Raw genomic sequence first — 20461 nt, 5'->3', positions numbered from 1 at the left:
ACTCCGGCGGGGAGGTGGGGCCGAAACCATGAAGCGGACGACACGACGCCCGGCGCGCACCGAGCCCTGGAACCCCTACGCCTGGCAGACCCAGTCCCTCCTGCTGGCCTACCCCGACGACCGGTTCCCGCCCCGCCTCGCCCTCACCCACAAGGTCGCCCCTGCGCTGTCCGAGGCGGTCGCCGAACCGCTGCTGCGCTTCACCGCGCACGCAGAACGCACACCCGGTGCAGACCTGGCCGCCGCCTACGTCGCGACCTTCGACCACCGCAAACGCTGCTGCCCGTACCTGACGTACTACGCCCACGGCGACACCCGGAAGCGTGGCGTCGCCCTGCTGCGGATGAAGCAGACGTACGCCGCGGCCGGATGGCGCCTGAGCGACGACGAACTGCCCGATCACCTCGCCGTCGTCCTCGAGTTCGCCGCCACCGACCCCGTCGCTGGACACCGTCTGCTCACCGAACACCGTGCCGGCCTGGAGCTGCTGCGCCTGGCCCTGGCCGACGAAGGCTCGCCCTGGGCACACGTGCTGGACTCCGTCTCGGCCACCCTGCCCGCCCTCGCCGGTGACGAGCGCGAAGCCGTTGTGCGTCTGGCCGCGGACGGCCCGCCCGAGGAACAGGTCGGCCTCGACCCGTACGCATCCCCCGTCTTCCTGCCCGACCCTGTCGCAGGAGGTCACCGATGACCGCACCCGCGCAGCCCCTCACCCTGGCGGTGGAGGCCGGCACCGGTGGCATCCTGCTGTGGGTCGTCCTGCCCTACGTCGTGCTCGCGGTCTTCGTCCTCGGCCACATCTGGCGCTACCGCTACGACAAGTTCGGCTGGACCACCCGCTCCTCCCAGCTCTACGAGAGCCGCCTGCTGCGCATCGGCAGCCCGCTGTTCCACTTCGGCATCCTCGTCGTGCTGATCGGCCACATCGGCGGCCTGCTCATCCCCAAGAGCTGGACCGAAGCGGTCGGGATGAGCGAGCACACGTACCATGTCTCGGCGGTCGTCCTCGGCACCATCGCCGGCGTGTGCACCCTGGGCGGACTGGCCATCCTCATCTACCGCCGCCGCACCGTCGGCCCGGTCTTCTCCGCCACCACCCGCAACGACAAGGCGATGTACGTCTTGCTCACCGCGACGATCGTCCTCGGTCTGGCCGCGACGGTCGCCGCCAACATCGTGGGCGGCGGCTACGACTACCGGGAGACCATCTCCCCCTGGTTCCGCTCGATCTTCTACCTCCGGCCCGACCCGGACCTCATGACCGGAGCCCCGATCCTCTTCCAGCTCCACGCCCTCAGCGCGCTGCTGCTGTTCGCGGCCTGGCCCTTCACCCGCCTCGTCCACATGCTCACCGCGCCCCTGGGCTACCTGACCCGCCCCTACATCGTCTACCGCAGCCGCGACACCCAGCTCGGCGCCCGAGCCCCGCGCCGCGGCTGGGAACGGGCCGGACAGGGGAGGTGACTCAGATGGCCTGCCGTCAGCGGCCGGCCCGTCACCACAGCTCCCCTTCGCCGCCCAGCCGGCCTCAGCTTCAGGATGGCCGACGCGGTGTCCGCCCCACGAGCTGCCCCCGGGCCGTCGGTCAGACCGTCTCCGCCGGCTGGGCCTGCCGCTTGCGGGCGCGGTATGCCGCGGCCTTGATCTTGTTGCCGCAGGACTCCATGCCGCACCACTGCCGACGCATGCCGCGCGACCGGTCGATGTAGATGCGGGTGCACTCCGGATTGCCGCACTCCTTGATGAGCGGCACATCCGGTCCGCTCAGGAGCTCGACGGCGTGCCGTGCCACGGTGGACAGTGCCTGCTCCGGAGTCGCCGCCGTCCACCGGCCCGCCGGGGTGAGCTGCGGTGTGGCGGGGGGCCTGCGGGCGGTGTCGTTCAGCACAGCGAGCGCTTCCATGTCGTACGGCTCGCCGCGCCGACGGTTGGTGGCCAGCGCGTAGACGGCCTCCCGCACCGCTATGGCCTGCTCGACGTCGGATTCCTGGCTCGGCGAGACGGCATCCACGACTCCGGATCCCAGGTACCAGGCGTCCAGCCGGTCCGGTGACACGAACATTTCGAACCGTACGGACCGGCGGGCCCGGAGTGTCGCTGCGAAGTCGAGCGCCGGGTTTCCGCACACGAAGACATGATCCAGATTCACATCACCATTCTGACGGGTGACCGCGAGGTTCTGCAATCGCGCCACCGGCCCTCGTGCATCGTCACCGGCTTGACGGGTGGCGAGCCGACTGCAAGTATCGTCACCAGTTGAACCAGTGATGCAAGCCTGTCGCTGGTGTGTCGAGAAAGGAGCTGAGCATGGCTGTCACTTACACGGACGCCGCGGAGGTGGCGCGCCGGGCGCGGTTCGGCAGGCTGCCGGAGCGCATTCGCCTGGAGGACACCATCGAGGAGCGGCCGGCCATCGCGCCGGATCCGGCGCGAGACGCGTACAACGAGGACGAATGGCTCGCGCGTACATGCCTGTAGAGCCGCGCGGAGCGGCAAGGGTCTCGAGGATGCCGGTGCAGGTGCGACGGATGTGCACGGTCCTTGCAGTGATCGTGACGGCGGCTGTGATCGGATTCGGCTGCTTCGCGCAGGTCTTCTGATCGCATGGCCACGGAGAACGCCGGACACGCTGATGGCGAAAGGGAAGTCCGGATGTTCGACAGGCGGAGCTTCGGCGGGATCGTGGGCGTGGGTGCCGCCGGGGCGACTCTCGCCGGCGGGATTCCTGTCGGAACGGACGTTCCGCAACGCCCGGCAGGCGGTGGTGGCGCTCGACATCATCGCCCTGCCGGACCACGTCGACATCGTCGTCCACAACTACCGCCGACGGCTGGGCCTGGCCGACGGCGACCCGCGCCACGACCGACTCGAGCAGCGGCTTGCCGCGGGCCCCACGATCGCCGTACCCACCGTCACCCTCGACGGCGAGAAGGATCCCTTCGCGCCCCCGGGTGACGGCTCGTCCTACCGCGACAAGTTCACCGGCCCCTACGCGCACCGCACCCTGAAGAACATCGGCCACAACGTGCCACAGGAGGCACCCGGGGAATTCGCCCGAGCCGTCCTCGAAGCCGACGGGTTCAACCGTCCCTGACCCGGCCCTGCTGCGACCCCCTCCAGGGCGGTCAGGCCCGTCGGCCGCGCTGGTCGCCCGGATCGAGGAGTTGGCCGCGCAGGGCGTCGAGCTGGTGGGCGTGTTCGACCGCGGACGTTTCGTCGAGGGTGGTGAGGGCGAGCAGGAGAACGTCCGCGATGACGAGGCCGGTCAGTGATTCGTTGGTGGTTCCGGTGGGGGTGTAGGGGGCGAGGAGGACCGAGTCGACGCGGTCCCCGTAGGCATCGCTCAGTTCGTCGGTGACGAAGACGACCCTGGCGCCGACCGAGCGGGCTCGTTCGACCACAACGGTCAGTTCGGACAAGGGCCGTCCCGGCTGGAAGATGACGACGGCGTCGCCCTGGCCGAGGGCGAGCAGCGGGTCGGCGAGGGCGAAGCCGGTGGCGCCGACGAAGCGGGCCCGGCGGCCGATGCGGCCGAGGGAGCGGGTGAGGTGGCGGGCCGCGAGTTCGCAGGCGGCCACGCCATAGCAGAACACCTCGCGGGCCTCGGCCAGTACCGTCACCGCTCGTTCGAGGGCCTTGGCGTCGGCCAGTCGTCGGCACTGGTCGATGCGCTCCTGGGTCTCGTCGAAAACGTCGTTCCAGATCTTGTCGAGGTCCTTGCCGACATGCGCGATGCGCTGGGCGAGCCGCACGTCGGGGGCCTGGGCGGCGGTGAAGTCCGCCGCCAACTCACGCTTGAGTGCGGGCAGTCCGGCGTATCCCAGCCGCTGGAGGGCGCGTACGACGGTCGCGTTGCTGGTGCCGCTGGCCGTGCCGAGCTCCTGGGTGCTGGCGAACATCACCTGCTCGACCGGGGCGCTGACCAGGTACTGCGCGACGGTTCGTTCGGAGGCGGACAGTTCGTCCCACAGGTCGCGGACGGTGGCGCGCAGGCGGGTGAGTCCTCCGGGGGCCGCACTGCCCGTTTTTGAAATCTCCATTACGCCTCTTGACTCCCGCGGTATCGACGTTACGCTCTGAACAACTCGTTCCAGGAACATGAACACCTGAAACGAATGTTACAGCACGTCGGTCCTTCGAGGAGCCTCTCCATGAAACGCAGCCTTCCGGTCATTGACATCTCCGGGACGCCGTCCCAGAGGGGCCGGCAGTACGGAGAGGCCGTGGCCCCCCAGCTGGACGCCGCCCTCCGCTACTACGCGGAAGCCTTCGGGGCGTCCTCCGGCCTGACCTGGGAGCAGGTCACCGCGCGGGCCGCCCGCTGGCTGGAGCCCGTCCGTGACTACGCACCCCACCTGCTGGAGGAGATGCAGGGCATCGCCGACGGTGCCGGCGTGCACCTGCTCGACGTGCTCGCGCTGAACGCACGCGGCGAGGTCATCTACGACGACTCCTTCGCGCGGATGCGGGAGGGCCGTACCAGCGGATCGGACGGACCGGTCGAGGAGCCCGCCGAGGGCTGCACCTCGTTCGCCGCGTACGGCCCGGCGAGCGGCGACGGCCACGTCTGGGCGGGACAGAACTGGGACTGGCGGGCCGGCGTCGCCGACACCGTCGTCATGCTCCGGATCGTCCAGCCGCCGAAGCCCACCGTGATCATGCAGGTGGAGGCCGGGCAGATCGGCCGCCAGGGCGCCAACTCCGCGGGCATCGCCCTCAACGCCAACGGCCTCGGCGGACGCTTCGACGACGCCGTCGGGCTGCCGCAGACCGTGATCCGGCGCAGTGTCCTGGACCAGTCGTCCATCACCGATGCACTGGACGTGCTGAACCGCACCCGCGCCCACATCGCCAGCAACGCCCTGCTGACCTGCCGTGAGGGCTTCGCCGTCGACATCGAGACCACCCCGGCCGGCCACGGCTGGATGTACCCGGCCGACGGCCTCCTCGTGCACGGCAACCACTACCAGGCGGGCGTCCCGGCCGCCCTCGCCGCGGACTACCGGCCGCTGTCCCCCGACTCCCTCGTCCGAGTCCCGCGCGCCGAGGAGGGCCTGCGCCTGCTGCGCGAGGCCACCGGCCCGGACGAGTCCCGCAAGCTGATCAAGCAGGCGATGTCGGACCACCTCGGATTCCCCGAGTCGCTGTGCACCCACGCCGACCCGCGCATGCCCGAGCTCAGGCACTGGACCACGCTGGTGTCCTCCTGTGTGGACCTGACCGCGGGCGACTACCACGTCACGGCCGGCACCCCCTGCGACCGCGAGTACCAGCACCTGCCCTGGAACCTCTACGACGGCCCCCACGCACCGAACTGATCCGCTCTTCCGCACCCCCCACATTGCGAAGCTCCCCGCCCCCTCAGCCCGCCCCGCTCAGGAGCCCCGCCATGAAACTCACGTCCTGTATCACCGCCGTCGGTCTCGTCGGGGTGATGACCCTGACCGCCGCGTGCAGCGGCGCCGACACCGGTTCCTCCCAGGGCACCGCGAACGTCGACATCTCGAAGCTGAAGCTCACCCCGACCACCGTCGAAGCCACCGGCACCGTCGACTCGGTGAACTGGCTCCTCGAGGACGAGCCCGAGTCCCTGGACCTCGACACCCAGGGCGGCAGCGCCGGACGCACCGTCCTCGGCAACGTCTGTGAACGCCTCTATCAGCTCCAGCCCGACATGTCCGTGCGTCCCTCCCTCGTCGAGAAGGAGATCCGGCCCGACGCGAAGACCCTCGTACTGACGCTGCGCGACGGTGTCACCTTCCACGACGGGTCCGCGATGACCGCCGACGACGTCCTCTACAGCCTGCGGCGCCACGCCGAGCCGGAGATGGAACAGTCCGACGAGTTCACGAACGTCAGCCGGATGACCAAGACCGGCGACCGTGAGATCACCATCGCGTTCAAGCAGCCCGACGCCCTGTTCACCAAGGCCCTCGCGGGCGACGCCGGGCTCGTCTACAACCGCGAGCAGGTCGAGAAGGCGGGCGAGGACTTCGGCACACCCGGCCAGGGCGACGCCTGCTCGGGACCGTACGAACTGACCGGCTGGAAGTCCGGCGACTCGATCACCATCACCCGCTACGACGACTACTGGGGCGAGCAGCCCCTGACCGAGAAGGTCGTCTTCCGCTGGGCCGCGGACAGCGCGACGGTCAACGCGCTGAGCACCGGGGCCGCCGACGGCGCCTACCTCGACACCGTCTCCACGGCCGCCGCCCTGCGCGGCAGGTCCGGCCTCGACCAGCACTACGGTCCGAGCACCGCCGCCCTCGCCCTCATCCCCACCGAGCGCGGCGGACTGGCCGACCCCGGCATCCGCAGGGCGCTGTCCCTGGCCCTCGACCGTGAGGGCATCGCGAAGTCCGGGTACGGCGGACTCGTTCAGCCGTGGGCCACGCCCGTCGGCTCCGGAGCCTGGGGCTACGAGAAGGCCACCTTCGAAGCCGCCCAGAAGCAGCTCACCGGCGCCCCCGCCACACCCGACGCGGACGACCTGGCCAAGGCGAAGGAACTCGTCAAGAACGCCAAGTCCGCGCCCGACACCCCCATCGTGATCGGCACCGACAGCACCCAGGGCCGCCTCGTCATCGCCAACGCCGTACGCGCCGCCCTCACACAGATCGGCCTCAAGGCGCAGATCAAGACGGTCCCGTCCGCCACGTACGGAGAGTTCTACGGCGACCAGGAAGCCCGCGCCGACATCGACGTCCTGGTCGCCGACTGGTACATCTCCAAGAGCGACCCGGCCGGCTTCTACGACAACGGCGTGTCCGACAACTCCAACAACTGGGTCGGCTTCAGCAGCCCGGACTACGACCGCAAGATCGAAGAGGCCCTGCGCACGATCGACGACAGCAAGCGCGCCGCCCTCGTCGTCGACGCCCAGCGGCAGTTCAGCGAGGCCGCGGTGTGGATCCCCGTCGCCCAGATGCCGGCCGTCCTCGTCCTGAACGACGAGCTCACCGGCCCGCCCGCCTCGATGGCGTACCTCTACTCGCCCTGGGCCGCCCGGCTCGGCGCGAAGAAGGGCTGAGCAACCATGATCGTCGCCCTTGGACGGCGGATCGCGGGACTGGTGGCCACCCTGCTGGCGGCCTCCTTCGTGATCTTCGCCGCCGTGTACGCGGCCCCCGGCGACCCCGCCGTCTTCCTGGCCGGAGGACGTGACAAGCTCACCCCGGAGCGGCTGGCCACGGTCCGGGAGCAGTACCACCTCGACGAGCCCCTGGTCGTCCAGTACGGCCGCTGGCTCTGGGACTGCCTGCACCTCGACCTCGGCCGCTCCTTCCAGTACAGCGACCAGGTCACCGACCTGCTGGCGGCGCGGTTCCCCACCACGCTCGCCCTCGTCGGCTACGCCACGGTCCTGTTCGTCGTGCTGGGCGTGGGGGCCGGAGTGCTCGCCGCCGTCCGGCGCGGCAGCTGGGTCGACTCGGCCGTGGTCGGCGGCACCACACTCGCCGCGTCCGTGCCGTCCTTCGTCGGCGGCATCGCCCTGGTCGCCCTCTTCGGCGTCGAACTCGGCTGGTTCCCTGTGACGGGCAGCGGCGAGGGCCTCGCCGGCACCCTGCACCACCTCACCCTGCCCGCAGTGGCCATGGCGCTCGGCGCGCTCGCCGTCATCAGCCGGGTCACCCGGCAGGCCATGGTGGACGCAGGCACCGCCGAGCACGTGGCGGTGGCCCGGGCCGCCGGACTGCCCGAACGGGAGATCATCCGCCGGCACGTCCTGCGCAACGCCCTGGGCCCGATCGTCACCATGTGCGGTCTGGTCACCGCGGGCATGCTCGCCGGCACCGTCGCCATCGAGACCGTCTTCGGGATCAGCGGCATCGGCTCCCTGCTCGTCGGCGCCATCAACGGTCACGACTTCCCGGTCGCCCAGGCGGTCCTGCTGCTGATGGTCACCTCGTACATCGTCGTCACCACCGTCGTGGACCTCGTGCATCCCCTGCTCGACCCGCGCCTCAAAGCCATGAGGAGCCCCGTATGACAGCCGTCTCCGCCGGCGCCCTCCTCCCCACCCGCCGGCACCCGCGCCGTCCCTGGGGTGTGACCGTCGCCGGCGCCTTCCTCGGGCTCGTGGTGCTCGCCGCCCTCTTCGCCCCCCTGCTCGCGCCGTACGCGCCGGACGCCGTCGACCTGTCGTCGTCCCTGGCCGGCACGACCGGCGCCCACCCCCTCGGCACGGACGCCTCCGGGCAGGACCTGCTCTCCCGCGTGCTCTACGGGGCCCGCACGAGCCTGATCGCGCCGCTTCTGCTGCTCCTGCTCGCGGCTGTTCTCGGCGTCACTCTCGGCACGGTCGCGGCCTGGCGCGGGGGCTGGGTGGACACCTTCGTCTCCCGGATCACCGACGTGATGTACGCCTTCCCGGGCCTGCTGTTCGTCGTCCTGGTCATCGCCGTGTTCGGCACCGGCATGACGACGTCCGTGATCGCGCTCGGGCTGGCCTTCGCGCCGACGATCGCGAAGTACACCCGCAGCGTCGCCCTGGCCGAACGGTCCAAGTCCTACATCGACGCCTACCGCGTCCAGGGCATGAGCGGCACCCGCATCTGCGTGGCCCACCTGGTGCCCAACCTCGCCCGCTCGATCACCGGCTACCTGGTGGTCCTGTTCGGCGAGTCCCTGATGAGCCTCGCCACCCTCAGCTACCTCGGCTTCGGCGCCCAGCCGCCCAGCTCCGACTGGGGGCTCATGGTGCAGGAGGGGCAGGCCGCGATCGTCCAGGGTGCCCTGCTCCCCGCACTCGTGCCGGGCACCGCCATCGCCGCCGTCGTGGTGGCCTTCAACGTGGTCGGCGTCTGGGCCGCCGACCGGCTCGGCGCCAGGAGGTAGCCCGCCATGCTGCTCGACATCGAGAACCTGACCGTGCTGCTGCCCGCCGCCGCCCGCCCCCTGCTCGCGGACGTGTCCCTGCAGGTCCGCAGCTCAGAGGTCGTCGGCCTCGTCGGTGAGTCCGGCTCCGGCAAGTCCACCACCGCCAAGGCCGTGCTGAACATCCTCCCCGACGATGCGCGGGCCGACGGCCGCGTCCTGGTCGACGGCACCGACGCCCTGTCCCTGACCGGCGCACGGCTGCGCGCACACCGGGCCCGCACGGTCGCCATGGTCCACCAGGACCCGCGTTCCGCGCTCAATCCCGTACGCCGGATCGGGGACTTCCTCGTCGAACGGCTCGCCCGGACCGGTTCCCCCGACAAGCGCGCCGCCCGCACCCGCGCGGTCGAACTCCTCGACGCCGTCGGCCTGCCGGACCCCGAACGACATGTCCGGCAGCACCCCCACGAACTGTCCGGCGGCATGCTGCAACGCGTCGTCATCGCCGGCGCCCTCGCCGCCGAGCCGGCTCTGCTGCTGGCCGACGAGGCCACCAGCGCGCTGGACGTCACCACGCAGGCCGACATCCTCGCCCTGCTGCGCTCGCTGCGCGAACAGCGCGACCTGGGGCTGCTGTTCATCACCCACGACCTGCATCTGGCCGCCGCCTACTGCGACCGCGTGTACGTCATGTACGCGGGCCGCGTCGTCGAGGAGCAGGAGGCACATCGCCTCTTCTCCGACGCCCGGCACCCTTACACCCGCGGGCTGTTGGCGTGCTCACCCGAACTGGGCGACTCGGCCCGGCCCCTGGCCCCGATCCCCGGCCGCCCGCCGTCCCTCGCGGACGCGTTCACCGGCTGCCCGTTCGCCTCGCGGTGCGTACACGCCGAACCGGCCTGCGACACATGGCAGCCGGAGCCGCTCCCGGTCCCGGGCGGCGGCGTGGCCGCGTGCCGCCGCCTGCCCGACCTGCCTGATCCGTACGCCGCTCAGTCCGACCCGCTCGATCCGTCCGCGCGCCCCGCCGCGCAGCCCACCGGGAGTACACGGTGAACGACGTTTCCACGCCTCCGCCCGCACCGCTGCTGGTCGTCGACGCCGTGCGCAAGACCTACCGGCTGCCGGGCGGCAACCGGCTGACCGCCGCCGACCAGGTGTCCTTCACCGTTCCCCGCGGCGGATCGGTCGGCATCGTGGGCGAGTCCGGGTCGGGCAAGAGCACCGTCGCCCGCATGCTCGTCGGGCTGACCCGGCCCGACTCGGGCACGATCACGGTGAACGGCAGGGACCGCACGCCCGGCCGAGGGCGACGCATCCGCGGTGACCGGCTGGCCAGAGCCCGCGAGATCCAGATGGTCTTCCAGGATCCCTACGTCTCCCTCGACCCCCGGCTGACGGCCCGCCAGTGCCTGCGTATCGCCCTCCGGCTGCACGGCCACACCTCGACGGACACGCACATCACCGCGCTGCTCGACCAAGTCGGCCTCGGCCCCCGCGAGGCGGACGCCAAGCCGCACGCGCTGTCGGGCGGCCAGCGGCAGCGGCTGGCCATCGCGCGGGCCCTCGCGGTCGAACCGCGGATCCTGGTCCTCGACGAAGCGGTCGCGGCACTCGACGTGTCGATCCAGGCCCAGATCCTCCAACTCCTCGGCGAGATCAGGCGCGACACCGGTGTCGCCCTCGTCTTCGTCAGCCACGACCTGGCCGTTGTCCACCACATCACCGACGAGACCGTGGTGATGCGCCGGGGCGTCGTGGTCGAACAGGGCCCGACCGGGCAGGTGCTGAGCGCCCCCGAGCACACGTACACCCGGCGTCTGCTCGCCTCGGTGCCCCATCAGGGCTGGGATCCCGCTGACGCCCGGCAGAAGTGAGGCCTGAGCCGTCCGGCGCCTATCTGTCGCGGGTGCAGCGGCCCGTGGGGTTCGCTGCCGGTGGGCGGCACTGGAGAACGAAATCGGTCGGACTGGTGCTCAGATAGCGGCCGATGCAGCCGTTCACCGTCGTTCGCCCGCGCTCGGCGCAGAAGGCGAGTGCCGCGCGGCCGTCGGCGAACGGGCCCGGGGCGTAGAACACCCAGTAGCCCGGGCGGAGGGAGGCGTAGTCGTCACTGCGCACGAAGCCGGCCTCGGGCACGGACTCGCGGATCCGGGCGAGGCGCCGGTCGCGGGCCGCGGTGCCTGCGGACAGCGGTTCGGAGTACAGCTGGGCGATCCAGCGGCCGTCGCCGACCGGGGTGGGGGAGGCCTCGGGACCGGTCGGTGTGGGCGTCGGAGTCCGCTTCGGCGTCGGGCTCGGGGGCGTCGTGCGGGCGGTCGGTGCGGACGACGTGCTCGTCGCGGAGCCGCCCGCTGCGCCGACGGCACCGGCGGTCGTCTCGTCCTTCTTCTCGTCCCCGGGGGCGTGCAGGGTGAGCGCGAGCGCGGTGGCCGCGCCGACGGCCAGGACGGCGGCCACGGCGACGAGGACGGGTGTACGGCGGCGGGCGGGGCCCGGGTGGGGGTGCTCGTGTGGGCGTCGCGGCCGGGGCCGGCGGCGGCACGGTGCCGCTGTCAGAGTCGTCAGAGTCGGCTGGCCCACGGCGGTGCGGTGCCGGACTCGACCTGCGCCAACAGCGCGTCCAGCTGCTCGGCGCCGGGGCGTGCCGCCGGGTCACGCACGAGGAGGGACTGCAGGACGGGGGCGAGCGGCCCGGAGCGCACGGGCGGGGGAACGGGGTCCTCGAGAACCGCGGCCAGGGTGGCGAGCGTCGTCGCGCGGCGCAGCGGACTCACCCCCTCCACGCACACGTACAGGAGCAGCCCGAGGGACCACAGGTCGGACGCCGGGTCGTCGTCGCGCCCGCGGAGCCGTTCGGGGGCCATGTACTCGGGTGAGCCGACGAGTTCGCCCGTGGCCGTCAGCGCGGTCGCGCCCTGGAGGGCGGCGATGCCGAAGTCGGTGAGGACGGCGGTGCCGTCGGGGCGGAGCAGGATGTTCGCGGGCTTGACGTCCCGGTGCTGGATGCCCGTCGCATGCGCGGCGCGCAGACCGGCCAGCACCTGGCGGCCGAGGCGCGCCGCCTCCACCGGGCTCAACGGGCCGTCGTCCACCCGCTGTTGGAGCGAGCTGCCGGGGACCAGCTCCATCACGATCCACGGGTGGGGGTCCGCCTCGATGATCTGATGGACCGTCACCACATGGGGGTTGCTGAGCCGCGCCAGTGCCCTCGCCTCGCGCATGACCCGCTCACGTACGGCAGGCGAGGCCTCCGCATCCGGGCGCACGGCCTTGAGGGCGACTTCGCGCTGCAGCACGGTGTCCCGGGCCCGCCACACCGTGCCCATTCCTCCGCTGCCGAGCCGCTGGAGCAACTCGAAACGTCCGTCGATCATGTCCCCCGGTGCATTCACGTGCCTCAGGTTAGGGCAGGAGCAGATCCCCCGGTGACGGCAGGGGCGCCTTGACGGCGAGGGTCGCTGTCGGTCATGCGCCCCGGCGTATCCCTGGGGCGGCCGGTCATGCCGACCGGCTGCGCCGGGCGAGGGCCGGAATCGTGCCACCGGCGAGGACGGTCTCCCGCTGCCGGTCCGACACCGGCCGGGCAGGGACGTGTGGACGCTCGGGCGGCGGATACCCGTACCAGGTCAGGTGGAGAACGGAGGTGCGTCGTGGATTTTCCAGTGCACCGTACCGGCGGCTCTCCGGAAGCATGGCGCCGACGGGGTCTGCTCGACTGGGATCCGCTGTCCGAGTTCGAGAACCTGTGGCGCGACATGGGCCGCCTCTTCGAACAGCGGACGGCCCCCGCGTGGGGCGGCGGCCTCTGGGTGCCGTTGGTCGAGGAGGACGAGACCGAGGACGCCTACGAGGTGCGGGCCGAGCTGCCCGGCATTCCGCGGGAGAACATCTCCGTCGACGTCGGCGATCATGAGCTGCGGATCTCCGGCGCAATGAAGGACGAGGACCAGGGCCGCGTCCTCTCCCGCCGTAGCGGCCGGTTCTTCTACCGCACCAGCCTGCCGACCGACGTCGACGCCGACAGGATCGAGGCCGAGCTGAACGACGGCGTCCTGCGCATTCGCCTCCCCAAGTCCGGTGAAGCCAAGCGCCGCCGCATCTCCATCGGGGGCAAGGGCTGAAGGAAGAGGCTGAGGACCGAGAAGAAAGGCAGGGCAGCGCATGCAGTTCCGTGATCGCAGACAGGCCGGACGGGACCTGGCCGAGCGGCTGCGCATCCTGCGGGAGGAGGGGGCTCTCCCGCGCCCCGTCGTCCTCGCCCTGCCCCGCGGCGGTGCCGTGGTCGCCCGCGAGGTCGCGCAGGTACTTCAGGCGCCGCTGGACGTGCTGGTCGTCCGCAAGATCGGGGCGCCGTTCCAGGAGGAGCTGGGTGTCGGGGCGATCGCCGGGGACGACCCTCCGCTGTTCGACGAACGCACCCTCGACGGCCTGGGCCTGAGCGAAACCGACGTCGCCGGGATCGTGGAACGGGAGCGCAAGGAGGTGCAGCGGCGCGAACAGCGCTACCGGCGCGGCCGTCCCGCCCCGGATCTGCAGGGCCGCACCGTGATCGTCGTCGACGACGGACTGGCCACCGGGGCGACCGCCCGCGCCGCGCTGCGCCGGGTACGCCGCGAGGCGCCCGGGCGGGTGGTGCTGGCGGTGCCGGTGGGCTCCCCCGAGGCGGTCGAGCTGCTGCGGGGTGAGGCCGACGACGTGGTCTGCCTGCACCGGCCCGAGTCGTTCATGGCCGTGGGCCTCTGGTACGAGAACTTCGACCAGCTGACCGACGACGACGTGCTCCAGGCGCTGTACGGCCCACGGGCTGTGCCCGCGCCGCCGGCCACGGGCAGTGCGGGGTGAAACGAGTGCACGCGAGCTGTTACTCACGGGTTTGACTCTCGCGTCAGGGAGACCGAGCGATGGAACTGGTCGAGGAGCGCCCCTACCGCTTCCGCATCGACCCGCACGCGGGGATGCGGGTGCCCGGCGTGGTGTTCGCCTCCCGTGACCTGCTGAGCGATGCCGAGCAGTCGCTGGAGCAGGTGGCCAACGTAGCGACGCTGCCGGGCATCGTCGGTGCCTCGTACGCCATGCCGGACATCCACTGGGGGTACGGCTTCCCCATCGGTGGGGTCGCGGCGACCGCCGTGGACACGGGCGGCGTGGTCTCGCCCGGCGGGGTCGGCTTCGACATCTCCTGCGGGGTACGGCTGCTGGCGGCCGACTGCGACCGGCAGGGGCTGCGGGGGATGCTGCCCGCGATCATGGATGGCCTGGGCCGGCGGATTCCGCGGGGTGCGGGCCCGGGAGGGGTGTGGCAGCTGAGCGGGCAGCAGGAGCTGGAGCGGATCCTGCAGGGCGGTTCCCGGTACGCCGTCGAGCAGGGCCACGGCCAGGAGCGCGACCTGACCCGCTGCGAGGATGGCGGGGCGGTCGCGGACGCCGACGTGACGCAGGTGAGCGAGCGGGCCAGGGAGCGGGGCCTGGTGCAGGTCGGCAGCCTTGGCTCCGCCAACCACTTCCTGGAGATCCAGGAGGTCGCCGAGGTGTACGACGAACCGGTCGCCACCGCCTTCGGGCTCGCCCGCGGCCAGGTGTGCGTGATGATCCACTGCGGTTCGCGCGGCCTCGGGCACCAGATCTGTACCGACCACGTCCGGAGGATGGACCGCGCCATGAACCGGTACGGCATCACCGTCCCCGACCGCCAACTGGCCTGCACACCGGTCGACTCCCCCGAGGGACAGGCGTATCTGGGCGCGATGGCCGCGGCCGCCAACTACGGCCGGGCGAACCGCCAGTTGCTGTCCGATGCGGCACGCGGGGTCTTCCGCCGCGTCGCAGGGGTGCCGCTGTCCCTGGTGTACGACGTGTCCCACAACCTCGCCAAGATCGAAACACACACGGTGGACGGGACACCGCGCCTGCTGTGCGTGCACCGCAAGGGCGCCACCCGCGCCTTCCCGCCCGGCCACCCCGAACTGCCCGAGGACCTGCGGGACTTCGGTCAGCCGGTGCTGATCCCCGGCACCATGGGCACGGCCTCCTACGTCCTCGTGGGTGTGCCGGTCGGCGACGCGTTCCACTCCGCCTGCCACGGCGCGGGCCGCACCCTGAGCCGCCACCGGGCCGCCCGCACGGTCACGGGCCGGGAACTGCGCGCCCGACTGGAACGGGCCGGTATCGCCGTACGCCCGAAGTCATGGCGGGGTCTGGCCGAAGAGACTCCCGAGGCCTACAAGGACGTGAGCGCGGTGGTGGCGGCGACCGAGGCCGCGGGACTGTCCCGCACGGTGGCCCGGCTGGTTCCGTTGGGTGTGGTCAAGGGGTGACCGCCCGGCGCGTCACACATCGACGGTGACCGCGCAGGACCAGCCGTCCGGACCGGGCCCGATGTGCAGGTCCTCCCACGACACGCCCTTCGGCGCTGCACCGGTGACCTCCACCGCCCCGAGGTGGGCCACCGCCATCCGGACATCGAGGCCGCCGTCCGACGCCTCGACCTCCAGGCCGACGGGAACCTCGCCGTACACCTCCAGCCGGAAAACGACCTCGTCCAGCAGCGCGGTCAGAAGGTCCTCGTCATTCCCTTCGGCGAGCCGCAGCCGGGCCTCGCCGCTGGGCCGCGCACCGGAGACGTCGGCGAAGCCCTCCACCATCCCCAGGACGGCCTCCACCAGGCAGCGCTCCCGGCTCGCTCCCCACGCCTCGATGCGCACGTCCGCCGTGTGCGGCACCGACCGGTGTCCGCTCCGTCCCTGCCCGTGCGCCGCCGCTGTGCCCTCGGTCATGCCCACCGAGTGCCCGCTCGGCCGGATCGCACGCACCACCACGCCGGTCCCCATGGCATGACCGGGCGCATGCACCTGTCGCTCGCATGCTCATGTCACGGATACGTCATCGGTATGGCGACGTAACACTCCTGACCGAGGCTCATCTCGCACCTCCGGTCTCATCGGCAACAACTCACCCCCCACGTGACCGGGTTGATCGGACGCCGCGCCCGCATCACGGGCGCGGGTGAGGAGGAGTGGATGGCTGCGGAGAGATCCACGGCATCTCGGCGCGACTTCCTGCGTTCCGTCGGGATCGCGGGCGGCGCGGGAGTGCTCTATTCGGCGATGGGCGCGCTGGGCCTCGCACCGGTGCCGGACGTACGGGCCGCGGAGTACCGGGCACCGCGCAAGAGCGACTTCGCGCTCAGCGGGCGCAGTGCCAGGAAGGTCCTGGTGCTCGGCGGCGGCATCGCCGGCCTGGCCACCGCCTACGAACTCGGCAAGGCCGGCTACGACTGCCGGATCCTGGAGGCGAAGGACAGGCCCGGCGGCCGCAACTGGACCGTGCGCGGCGGCACGACCCTGACCGACCTGGACGGCCGGAAACAGACCGCGTCGTTCTCCAAGGGCCAGTACATGAACGCCGGGCCCGCCCGGCTGCCCCAGTCGCACGTCACGCTCGAGTACTGCCGTGAACTCGGCGTCCCCGTCGAGGTGTTCACCAACCAGAACGCCAACGCGTACATCTACCACGAGAACAGCCCCGCCCTCGCCGGACAGCCGATCCGCTGGCGCACCGCGAAGGCCGACGTCTACGGCTACGTCTCCGAACTGCTCGCCAAGGCCACCGACCAGGGCGCCCTGGACGCACAGCTCACCGCCGCCGACAAGGAGCGGCTGATCGCCTTCCTGCAGAACTTCGGCGCCATCAAGGGCAAGGCGGACGGCTACGCCTACACCGGCACCGACCGGCGCGGCTACTCCGTCGAACCGGGCGCAGCGTTCGAGGAGGGCACGGTGCTGGGGCCGGTGCCCTCGCTGTCGGACGTCATCGCGAGCGGCGTCGGGCAGCGCTTCTCCTTCGAACTCGGCTACGACCAGGCCATGCTCATGTTCCAGCCGGTCGGCGGCATGGACGCCATCCCGTACGCCCTGGCCGAGGCGATCGGGCGGGACCGGATCACGTACGGCGCCGAAGTGCTGGAGGTCAAGAACCTGGCCGACGGCGCCGACGTCACCTACAAGGACGCCCAGGGCCGCACCCGCACCCGGCACGCCGACTTCGTCGTGGCCGCCGTACCGCCCATGGTCATGGCCCGCATCAAGCACAACCTCGGCACGGACGTCACCGCCGCGCTGAAGTACCCCGTCTCGACACCCGTCGGCAAGATCGGCCTGGAGTACCGCAGCCGCTGGTGGGAGACCGACGAGCACATCTACGGCGGGATCACGCCCACCGACACGGACCTGGCCACCATCTGGTACCCGTCCTACGGCTACTTCGGCCGCCGCGGCACCCTCATCGGCTACTACAACTTCGGCGCCAACGCCCTCGCGTACAGCGCCCTGCCGCACGAGGAGCGGCTCGCGCGGGCGGTGAGCCGCGGTGTGAAGATCCACGGCGAGAAGTACCGCACGGAACTCGCCAACTCCTTCAGCGTGGCCTGGCACCGCACCCCGCACATCGAGGGCGGCTGGGTCGGCTGGCCCTCGCAGTACGGCCCCGAGTACAAGCTCCTCAACCAGCCCGCCGGACACGTGTACTTCGCCGGCGACTGGCTCAGCCACGTCATCGCCTGGCAGCACGGCGCGTTCAGTTCGGCCCGCAAGGTCGTGACCGACATCCACGAGAGGGTGATGGCCGCATGAACCGGCGTACGAAGGCTGTCATCGGTACGGCCCTGACCGCCTCGCTCCTCACGGGCGGCACCGCGCTCGCCGACGCCCGGGGCTGGTGGCCCGGCCCGAAGGAGGTGCGCGTCATGCTGCCCGACGGCCAGTCCAACCCGGCCATCGCGAACGGCGTGGCGACGGGCGGCGAAGTGGCCGCGTACCAGAGCAGCGGGCTCGGGCCGTCCGCCCTCAACCCGGCAGCGCCGCCAGGGACTCCGGAGTACTACACCGACCCGTCCCTCACCGAGGGCGCGACCGGCGTCACGATCACCGAGGCGCAGGCGCTCGTCGTGCTGCGCAACATCAAGACCAACCTGGAGGCCGCGGGACTCAGCCCGGCCGACGTCATCACGATGAAGTGCTACCTGATGAAGCCGCCCGGCGCGGAGACCGCCGACTACGCGGGATGGAACCGTGCGTACCGGCAGTATTTCGCCAACATCGACCTGACCACGCATCAGGTCGTGCCGGTGCCCATGGGCACGTCCGCCCCGAAGCCGCCGCTGCTCGCCAACAAGGCCCGCCCGGCGCGCGCCACGATGGAGGTCGCCTCGCTGGCCGTCAAGGGCTGGCTGGTGGAGGTCGAGGTCACCGCGGCGTACCGGAAGCGCTGAGGGCTGAAGATCGGCCGAGACGTATCGGGGCGGGGTCCGCAAGGCGGGCACCGCCCCGTACGGTCACGGCGCAGCCCCTGCTCGGTGCCGACCCCGCGGTCGCGGAAGACCCGCGGATCCTCATGGGAGAGCCACGACGCCCACTGATCACCTGCCCACCGGAACCGGGATCTCGAAGTGGACCGTGGCCACTCCCGGGCCGTGCTCGCCGGTGGTGCGGGCGTCGAAGATCTCCTTGGCCAGCCCGCGCCAGAAGGCCTCCGCGCCCTCGACGTCGACGTTGGTGTGCAGATAGATGCGCTCGTAGCCGGGAGTGGCGGCGATGAAGTCGCAGGCGGTGTCGACCAGGGTGCGGGCGAGTCCGCGCCGTCGGTGGTCCGGGTGGACGTAGACGCGGACCAGTTGGGCGGTCGTACCCGACGGGTAGCGCTCGGCCAGATGGCGCGGATGCGGCGGGTGGGCGGGGCCCGCGGAGCGCACACCGGTTGTGGCGACCACCTCGCCGTCGCGGACCGCGACGAGGAGCAGATGGCGAGGGTCGTCCAGGTACGTGCCCTCGATGTCCATCACGTCGCCGTGCCACTGGGGCACGTAACCGTATCCGAACTCCCGGTAGAAGGTGTCGAGCATGACGCGCCGTGCACTGTCCACGTCGGCCGGGGTCGCGGGGCGCACCGTGTACTCGCGGTGCTCGGTCTCGCTCACGGGGAAAGCTCCTGTTCTCCGGCTTCTGTGGCCTTCGTGCATGAGAGAAGGGCGGAGCGTCCGCGCGGCGACGGCGCGGACGCTCCGGCTCGGACGGTTCACCCTACCAGTCAGGTGAAAATCGTTTTCATATAGGCCTGCCCGTGGTGTGTCGTCAGGCCGTGGGCAGGCCCGGCCCCGCGCAGCGCACATCGGCCGCCGGCGCGGTGCCGTCGATGAGGTACGCGGCCACCGTGTCGTCCACGCAGGCGTTGCCCCTGCTGGCGAACACACCGTGCGAGTAGTCGTTCTCCAGCGTGACCAAACGCGAACCGGGCAGGAGTCGCCGGAGCTCGCGGGCCCCCTCGATCGGTGTGACGGGGTCGTGCGCCGAGGCCACCAGCAGGGCCGGGGGCGCGTCGGGGCTGCCGAGCGGTGTGCGGTGGGCGGGCCGGTGGTGCCAGTGGGCGCACGTGGACGCCTCCATCCCGCTCAGCAATGGCTGGGCGTCGATACGGCGGGTGCGGCGGATGTCCGCCAGGATCCGGGCGGGGTCGGGGCCGGGGCCGTCGGCGCACTTGACGACGCGGTTCGCCGCCTCGTAGTTGCGTGATGCGGGACTGTCGAAGGGGGAGGCGGGGCGCAGGCCCGCAACGGTGCCTTCCCGCAGGTGAGCGCGCAGGGCGTCGGCGAGGCCCGCCCAGCGTTCGGTACGCCCCAGTGCGCGGTACACGGCGCGGTCGAACTCCGCCGCACCGACGCCCTCCACCGGGTTGTCCGCGAGTCCTTGCCGGACCCGCAGATACGCCTCCCGCACCGCGCCCGCACGGCCACCGAGGCCGAAGCGGTCCGCGTGGGCGGCCGTCCATGCGAAGAAGGTGTCGCGCTGACGCAGCAGCGCGCGGCTCTGGACGACATCGAAGTCGTACCAGTCCCACGGTCCGACCACGCTGTCGAGCACCATGCGGCCCACGCGGTGCGGGAACCGGGCTGCGTACGCCGCGCCGAGGTAACTGCCGTACGAGACGCCGAGGAAGCCCGTCGACGGCTCGCCCAGCGCGGAGCGGATCGCATCCATGTCGTGCGCGGTCTGCTCTGTCGACATGTACGGCAGTGTGCCGTTCGCGCCCGTCGCGCAGTCGTCGGCCAGCTCGCGGAGCGAGGAGAGGTAGGTGCGTTCCGTCTGCGGTCCGACCGGCACGGGATCCGCGCCCGGACTGTCGAAGAGACCGCCCATCGGGCCGCAGTCGACGGGGGCGCTCGCGCCGACTCCGCGTGGATCGAAGCCGATGACGTCGTACGAACGCCGGACGCTCTCCGGCAGTCTGGCCCGCTTGGTCACCGCGTACGGCAGTCCGGAACCGCCGGGGCCGCCCGGGTTCACCAGCAGGATGCCGCGCCGTTCGGACGGCGTGCCGGAGGCGGGAACCCGGGAGACGGCTATCTCCATGCGTGGCCCTCGGGGACGGTTCCAGTCGAGCGGCACCGTCACGCTGCCGCACTCGACGCGGTCCGGGGCGGGCGGGGCCGGTACGGAGTCGGGGCAGGCGCCGAAGCGGAGGGTGGGGGTGGCGGCCGGTGCCGGTGTCGTGGGGAGGAGCGTCGCGGCGCCGGCCGCGAGGGCGCACAGCAGGGCGGTGCGGCGTGGGGGAGGGGTCACGAGTCTCTCCGGAAAACTCTCGATGA

General features: G+C 71.6%; 19 protein-coding genes and 2 pseudogenes. 15 read left to right on the top strand and 6 right to left on the bottom strand.

Going from position 1 to position 20461, the window contains the following annotated elements:
* Positions 1–28: 28 nt before the first annotated feature.
* Entirely contained in the window at positions 29–691 is a 663-nt protein-coding gene (gene narJ, locus StrepF001_RS01490) for a nitrate reductase molybdenum cofactor assembly chaperone (RefSeq protein ID WP_129796437.1), read from the top strand.
* The gene (gene narI, locus StrepF001_RS01485) at positions 688–1464 is read left to right on the top strand and encodes a respiratory nitrate reductase subunit gamma (RefSeq protein ID WP_129796436.1); all 777 of its coding nucleotides are present in this window, start codon (positions 688–690) and stop codon (positions 1462–1464) included. Before narJ ends, narI begins: the two co-directional genes overlap by 4 nt.
* 121 nt (positions 1465–1585) lie before the next feature.
* Here the strand turns inward: narI and StrepF001_RS01480 are convergent, their stop codons facing one another.
* The gene (locus tag StrepF001_RS01480) at positions 1586–2149 is read right to left on the bottom strand and encodes a CGNR zinc finger domain-containing protein (RefSeq protein ID WP_129796435.1); all 564 of its coding nucleotides are present in this window, start codon (positions 2147–2149) and stop codon (positions 1586–1588) included.
* Between the two features lie 158 nt (positions 2150–2307).
* Here StrepF001_RS01480 and StrepF001_RS45410 point away from each other — a divergent pair, with 158 nt between their 5' ends.
* Both StrepF001_RS45410 and StrepF001_RS01475 read left to right on the top strand, forming a co-directional pair.
* Positions 2308–2478: a hypothetical protein gene (locus StrepF001_RS45410; protein WP_165396130.1), complete on the top strand. Its 171-nt coding sequence runs from the start codon at positions 2308–2310 to the stop codon at positions 2476–2478.
* A gap of 310 nt (positions 2479–2788) precedes the next feature.
* Positions 2789–3094: pseudogene (locus tag StrepF001_RS01475) on the top strand (alpha/beta hydrolase); the annotation flags it as partial.
* 31 nt (positions 3095–3125) lie between these two features.
* Here StrepF001_RS01475 and StrepF001_RS01470 read toward each other — a convergent pair.
* Positions 3126–4040 carry a MurR/RpiR family transcriptional regulator gene (locus StrepF001_RS01470; protein ID WP_129796434.1) on the bottom strand — a complete coding sequence of 305 codons (915 nt, stop codon included), beginning with the start codon at positions 4038–4040 and terminating at the stop codon, positions 3126–3128.
* Positions 4041–4151: 111 nt separating this feature from the next.
* On the opposite strand from StrepF001_RS01470, the gene StrepF001_RS01465 reads away from it, so the two are divergent.
* From StrepF001_RS01465 to StrepF001_RS01440, 6 genes are all read left to right on the top strand, one after another.
* A complete protein-coding gene (locus StrepF001_RS01465) occupies positions 4152–5318 on the top strand; it encodes a C45 family peptidase (protein WP_129796433.1) in 1167 nt (388 codons plus the stop codon).
* Positions 5319–5389: 71 nt separating this feature from the next.
* Positions 5390–7033, top strand: coding sequence for an ABC transporter substrate-binding protein (locus StrepF001_RS01460; RefSeq protein WP_129796432.1), 1644 nt, complete (start codon positions 5390–5392; stop codon positions 7031–7033).
* Between the two features lie 6 nt (positions 7034–7039).
* Positions 7040–7993: an ABC transporter permease gene (locus StrepF001_RS01455; protein ID WP_129796431.1), complete on the top strand. Its 954-nt coding sequence runs from the start codon at positions 7040–7042 to the stop codon at positions 7991–7993.
* Positions 7990–8841 carry an ABC transporter permease gene (locus StrepF001_RS01450; protein WP_129796430.1) on the top strand — a complete coding sequence of 284 codons (852 nt, stop codon included), beginning with the start codon at positions 7990–7992 and terminating at the stop codon, positions 8839–8841. Before StrepF001_RS01455 ends, StrepF001_RS01450 begins: the two co-directional genes overlap by 4 nt.
* Positions 8842–8847: 6 nt before the next feature.
* Complete coding sequence (locus StrepF001_RS01445; protein ID WP_129796429.1) at positions 8848–9879, top strand: ABC transporter ATP-binding protein; 1032 nt, start codon at positions 8848–8850, stop codon at positions 9877–9879.
* Positions 9876–10700 (top strand): ATP-binding cassette domain-containing protein, encoded by an 825-nt coding sequence (locus tag StrepF001_RS01440; RefSeq protein WP_129796428.1) that lies wholly within the window; start codon positions 9876–9878, stop codon positions 10698–10700. The genes StrepF001_RS01445 and StrepF001_RS01440 overlap by 4 nt, the downstream gene beginning before the upstream one ends.
* Positions 10701–10719: 19 nt before the next feature.
* Here the strand turns inward: StrepF001_RS01440 and StrepF001_RS01435 are convergent.
* Positions 10720–12200: pseudogene (locus tag StrepF001_RS01435) on the bottom strand (serine/threonine-protein kinase).
* 276 nt (positions 12201–12476) lie between these two features.
* Between StrepF001_RS01435 and StrepF001_RS01430 the strand changes: the two are divergent.
* The 3 genes from StrepF001_RS01430 to StrepF001_RS01420 are packed head-to-tail and all read left to right on the top strand — an operon-like array spanning position 12477 to position 15140.
* Positions 12477–12947 carry an Hsp20/alpha crystallin family protein gene (locus tag StrepF001_RS01430; protein ID WP_240797254.1) on the top strand — a complete coding sequence of 157 codons (471 nt, stop codon included), beginning with the start codon at positions 12477–12479 and terminating at the stop codon, positions 12945–12947.
* 40 nt (positions 12948–12987) lie between these two features.
* Positions 12988–13668 carry a phosphoribosyltransferase family protein gene (locus StrepF001_RS01425; RefSeq protein ID WP_129796427.1) on the top strand — a complete coding sequence of 227 codons (681 nt, stop codon included), beginning with the start codon at positions 12988–12990 and terminating at the stop codon, positions 13666–13668.
* 59 nt (positions 13669–13727) lie between these two features.
* A complete protein-coding gene (locus StrepF001_RS01420) occupies positions 13728–15140 on the top strand; it encodes an RtcB family protein (RefSeq protein WP_129796426.1) in 1413 nt (470 codons plus the stop codon).
* Positions 15141–15152: 12 nt separating this feature from the next.
* Here the strand turns inward: StrepF001_RS01420 and StrepF001_RS01415 are convergent, their stop codons facing one another.
* A complete protein-coding gene (locus StrepF001_RS01415; protein WP_129797470.1) occupies positions 15153–15599 on the bottom strand; it encodes an archease in 447 nt (148 codons plus the stop codon).
* 243 nt (positions 15600–15842) lie between these two features.
* Between StrepF001_RS01415 and StrepF001_RS01410 the strand changes: the two genes are divergently transcribed.
* Positions 15843–17453: a flavin monoamine oxidase family protein gene (locus StrepF001_RS01410; RefSeq protein ID WP_129796425.1), complete on the top strand. Its 1611-nt coding sequence runs from the start codon at positions 15843–15845 to the stop codon at positions 17451–17453.
* Positions 17450–18091, top strand: a complete 642-nt coding sequence (locus StrepF001_RS01405) for a Rid family hydrolase (RefSeq protein ID WP_129796424.1) — start codon at positions 17450–17452, stop codon at positions 18089–18091. The genes StrepF001_RS01410 and StrepF001_RS01405 overlap by 4 nt, the downstream gene beginning before the upstream one ends.
* A 147-nt stretch (positions 18092–18238) precedes the next feature.
* Here the strand turns inward: StrepF001_RS01405 and StrepF001_RS01400 are convergent, their stop codons facing one another.
* Positions 18239–18721 carry a GNAT family N-acetyltransferase gene (locus tag StrepF001_RS01400; RefSeq protein ID WP_240797305.1) on the bottom strand — a complete coding sequence of 161 codons (483 nt, stop codon included), beginning with the start codon at positions 18719–18721 and terminating at the stop codon, positions 18239–18241.
* Between the two features lie 229 nt (positions 18722–18950).
* Positions 18951–20435 carry an alpha/beta hydrolase gene (locus tag StrepF001_RS01395; protein ID WP_129796422.1) on the bottom strand — a complete coding sequence of 495 codons (1485 nt, stop codon included), beginning with the start codon at positions 20433–20435 and terminating at the stop codon, positions 18951–18953.
* Between the last annotated feature and the right edge of the window lie 26 nt (positions 20436–20461).

The sequence above is a fragment of the Streptomyces sp. F001 genome (assembly GCF_004187715.1).
Lineage (GTDB): Bacteria > Actinomycetota > Actinomycetes > Streptomycetales > Streptomycetaceae > Streptomyces > Streptomyces flavusporus.
The sequence above is the reverse complement of the archived record's forward strand: the minus strand, read 5'-3'. Positions and strand labels throughout refer to the sequence as shown.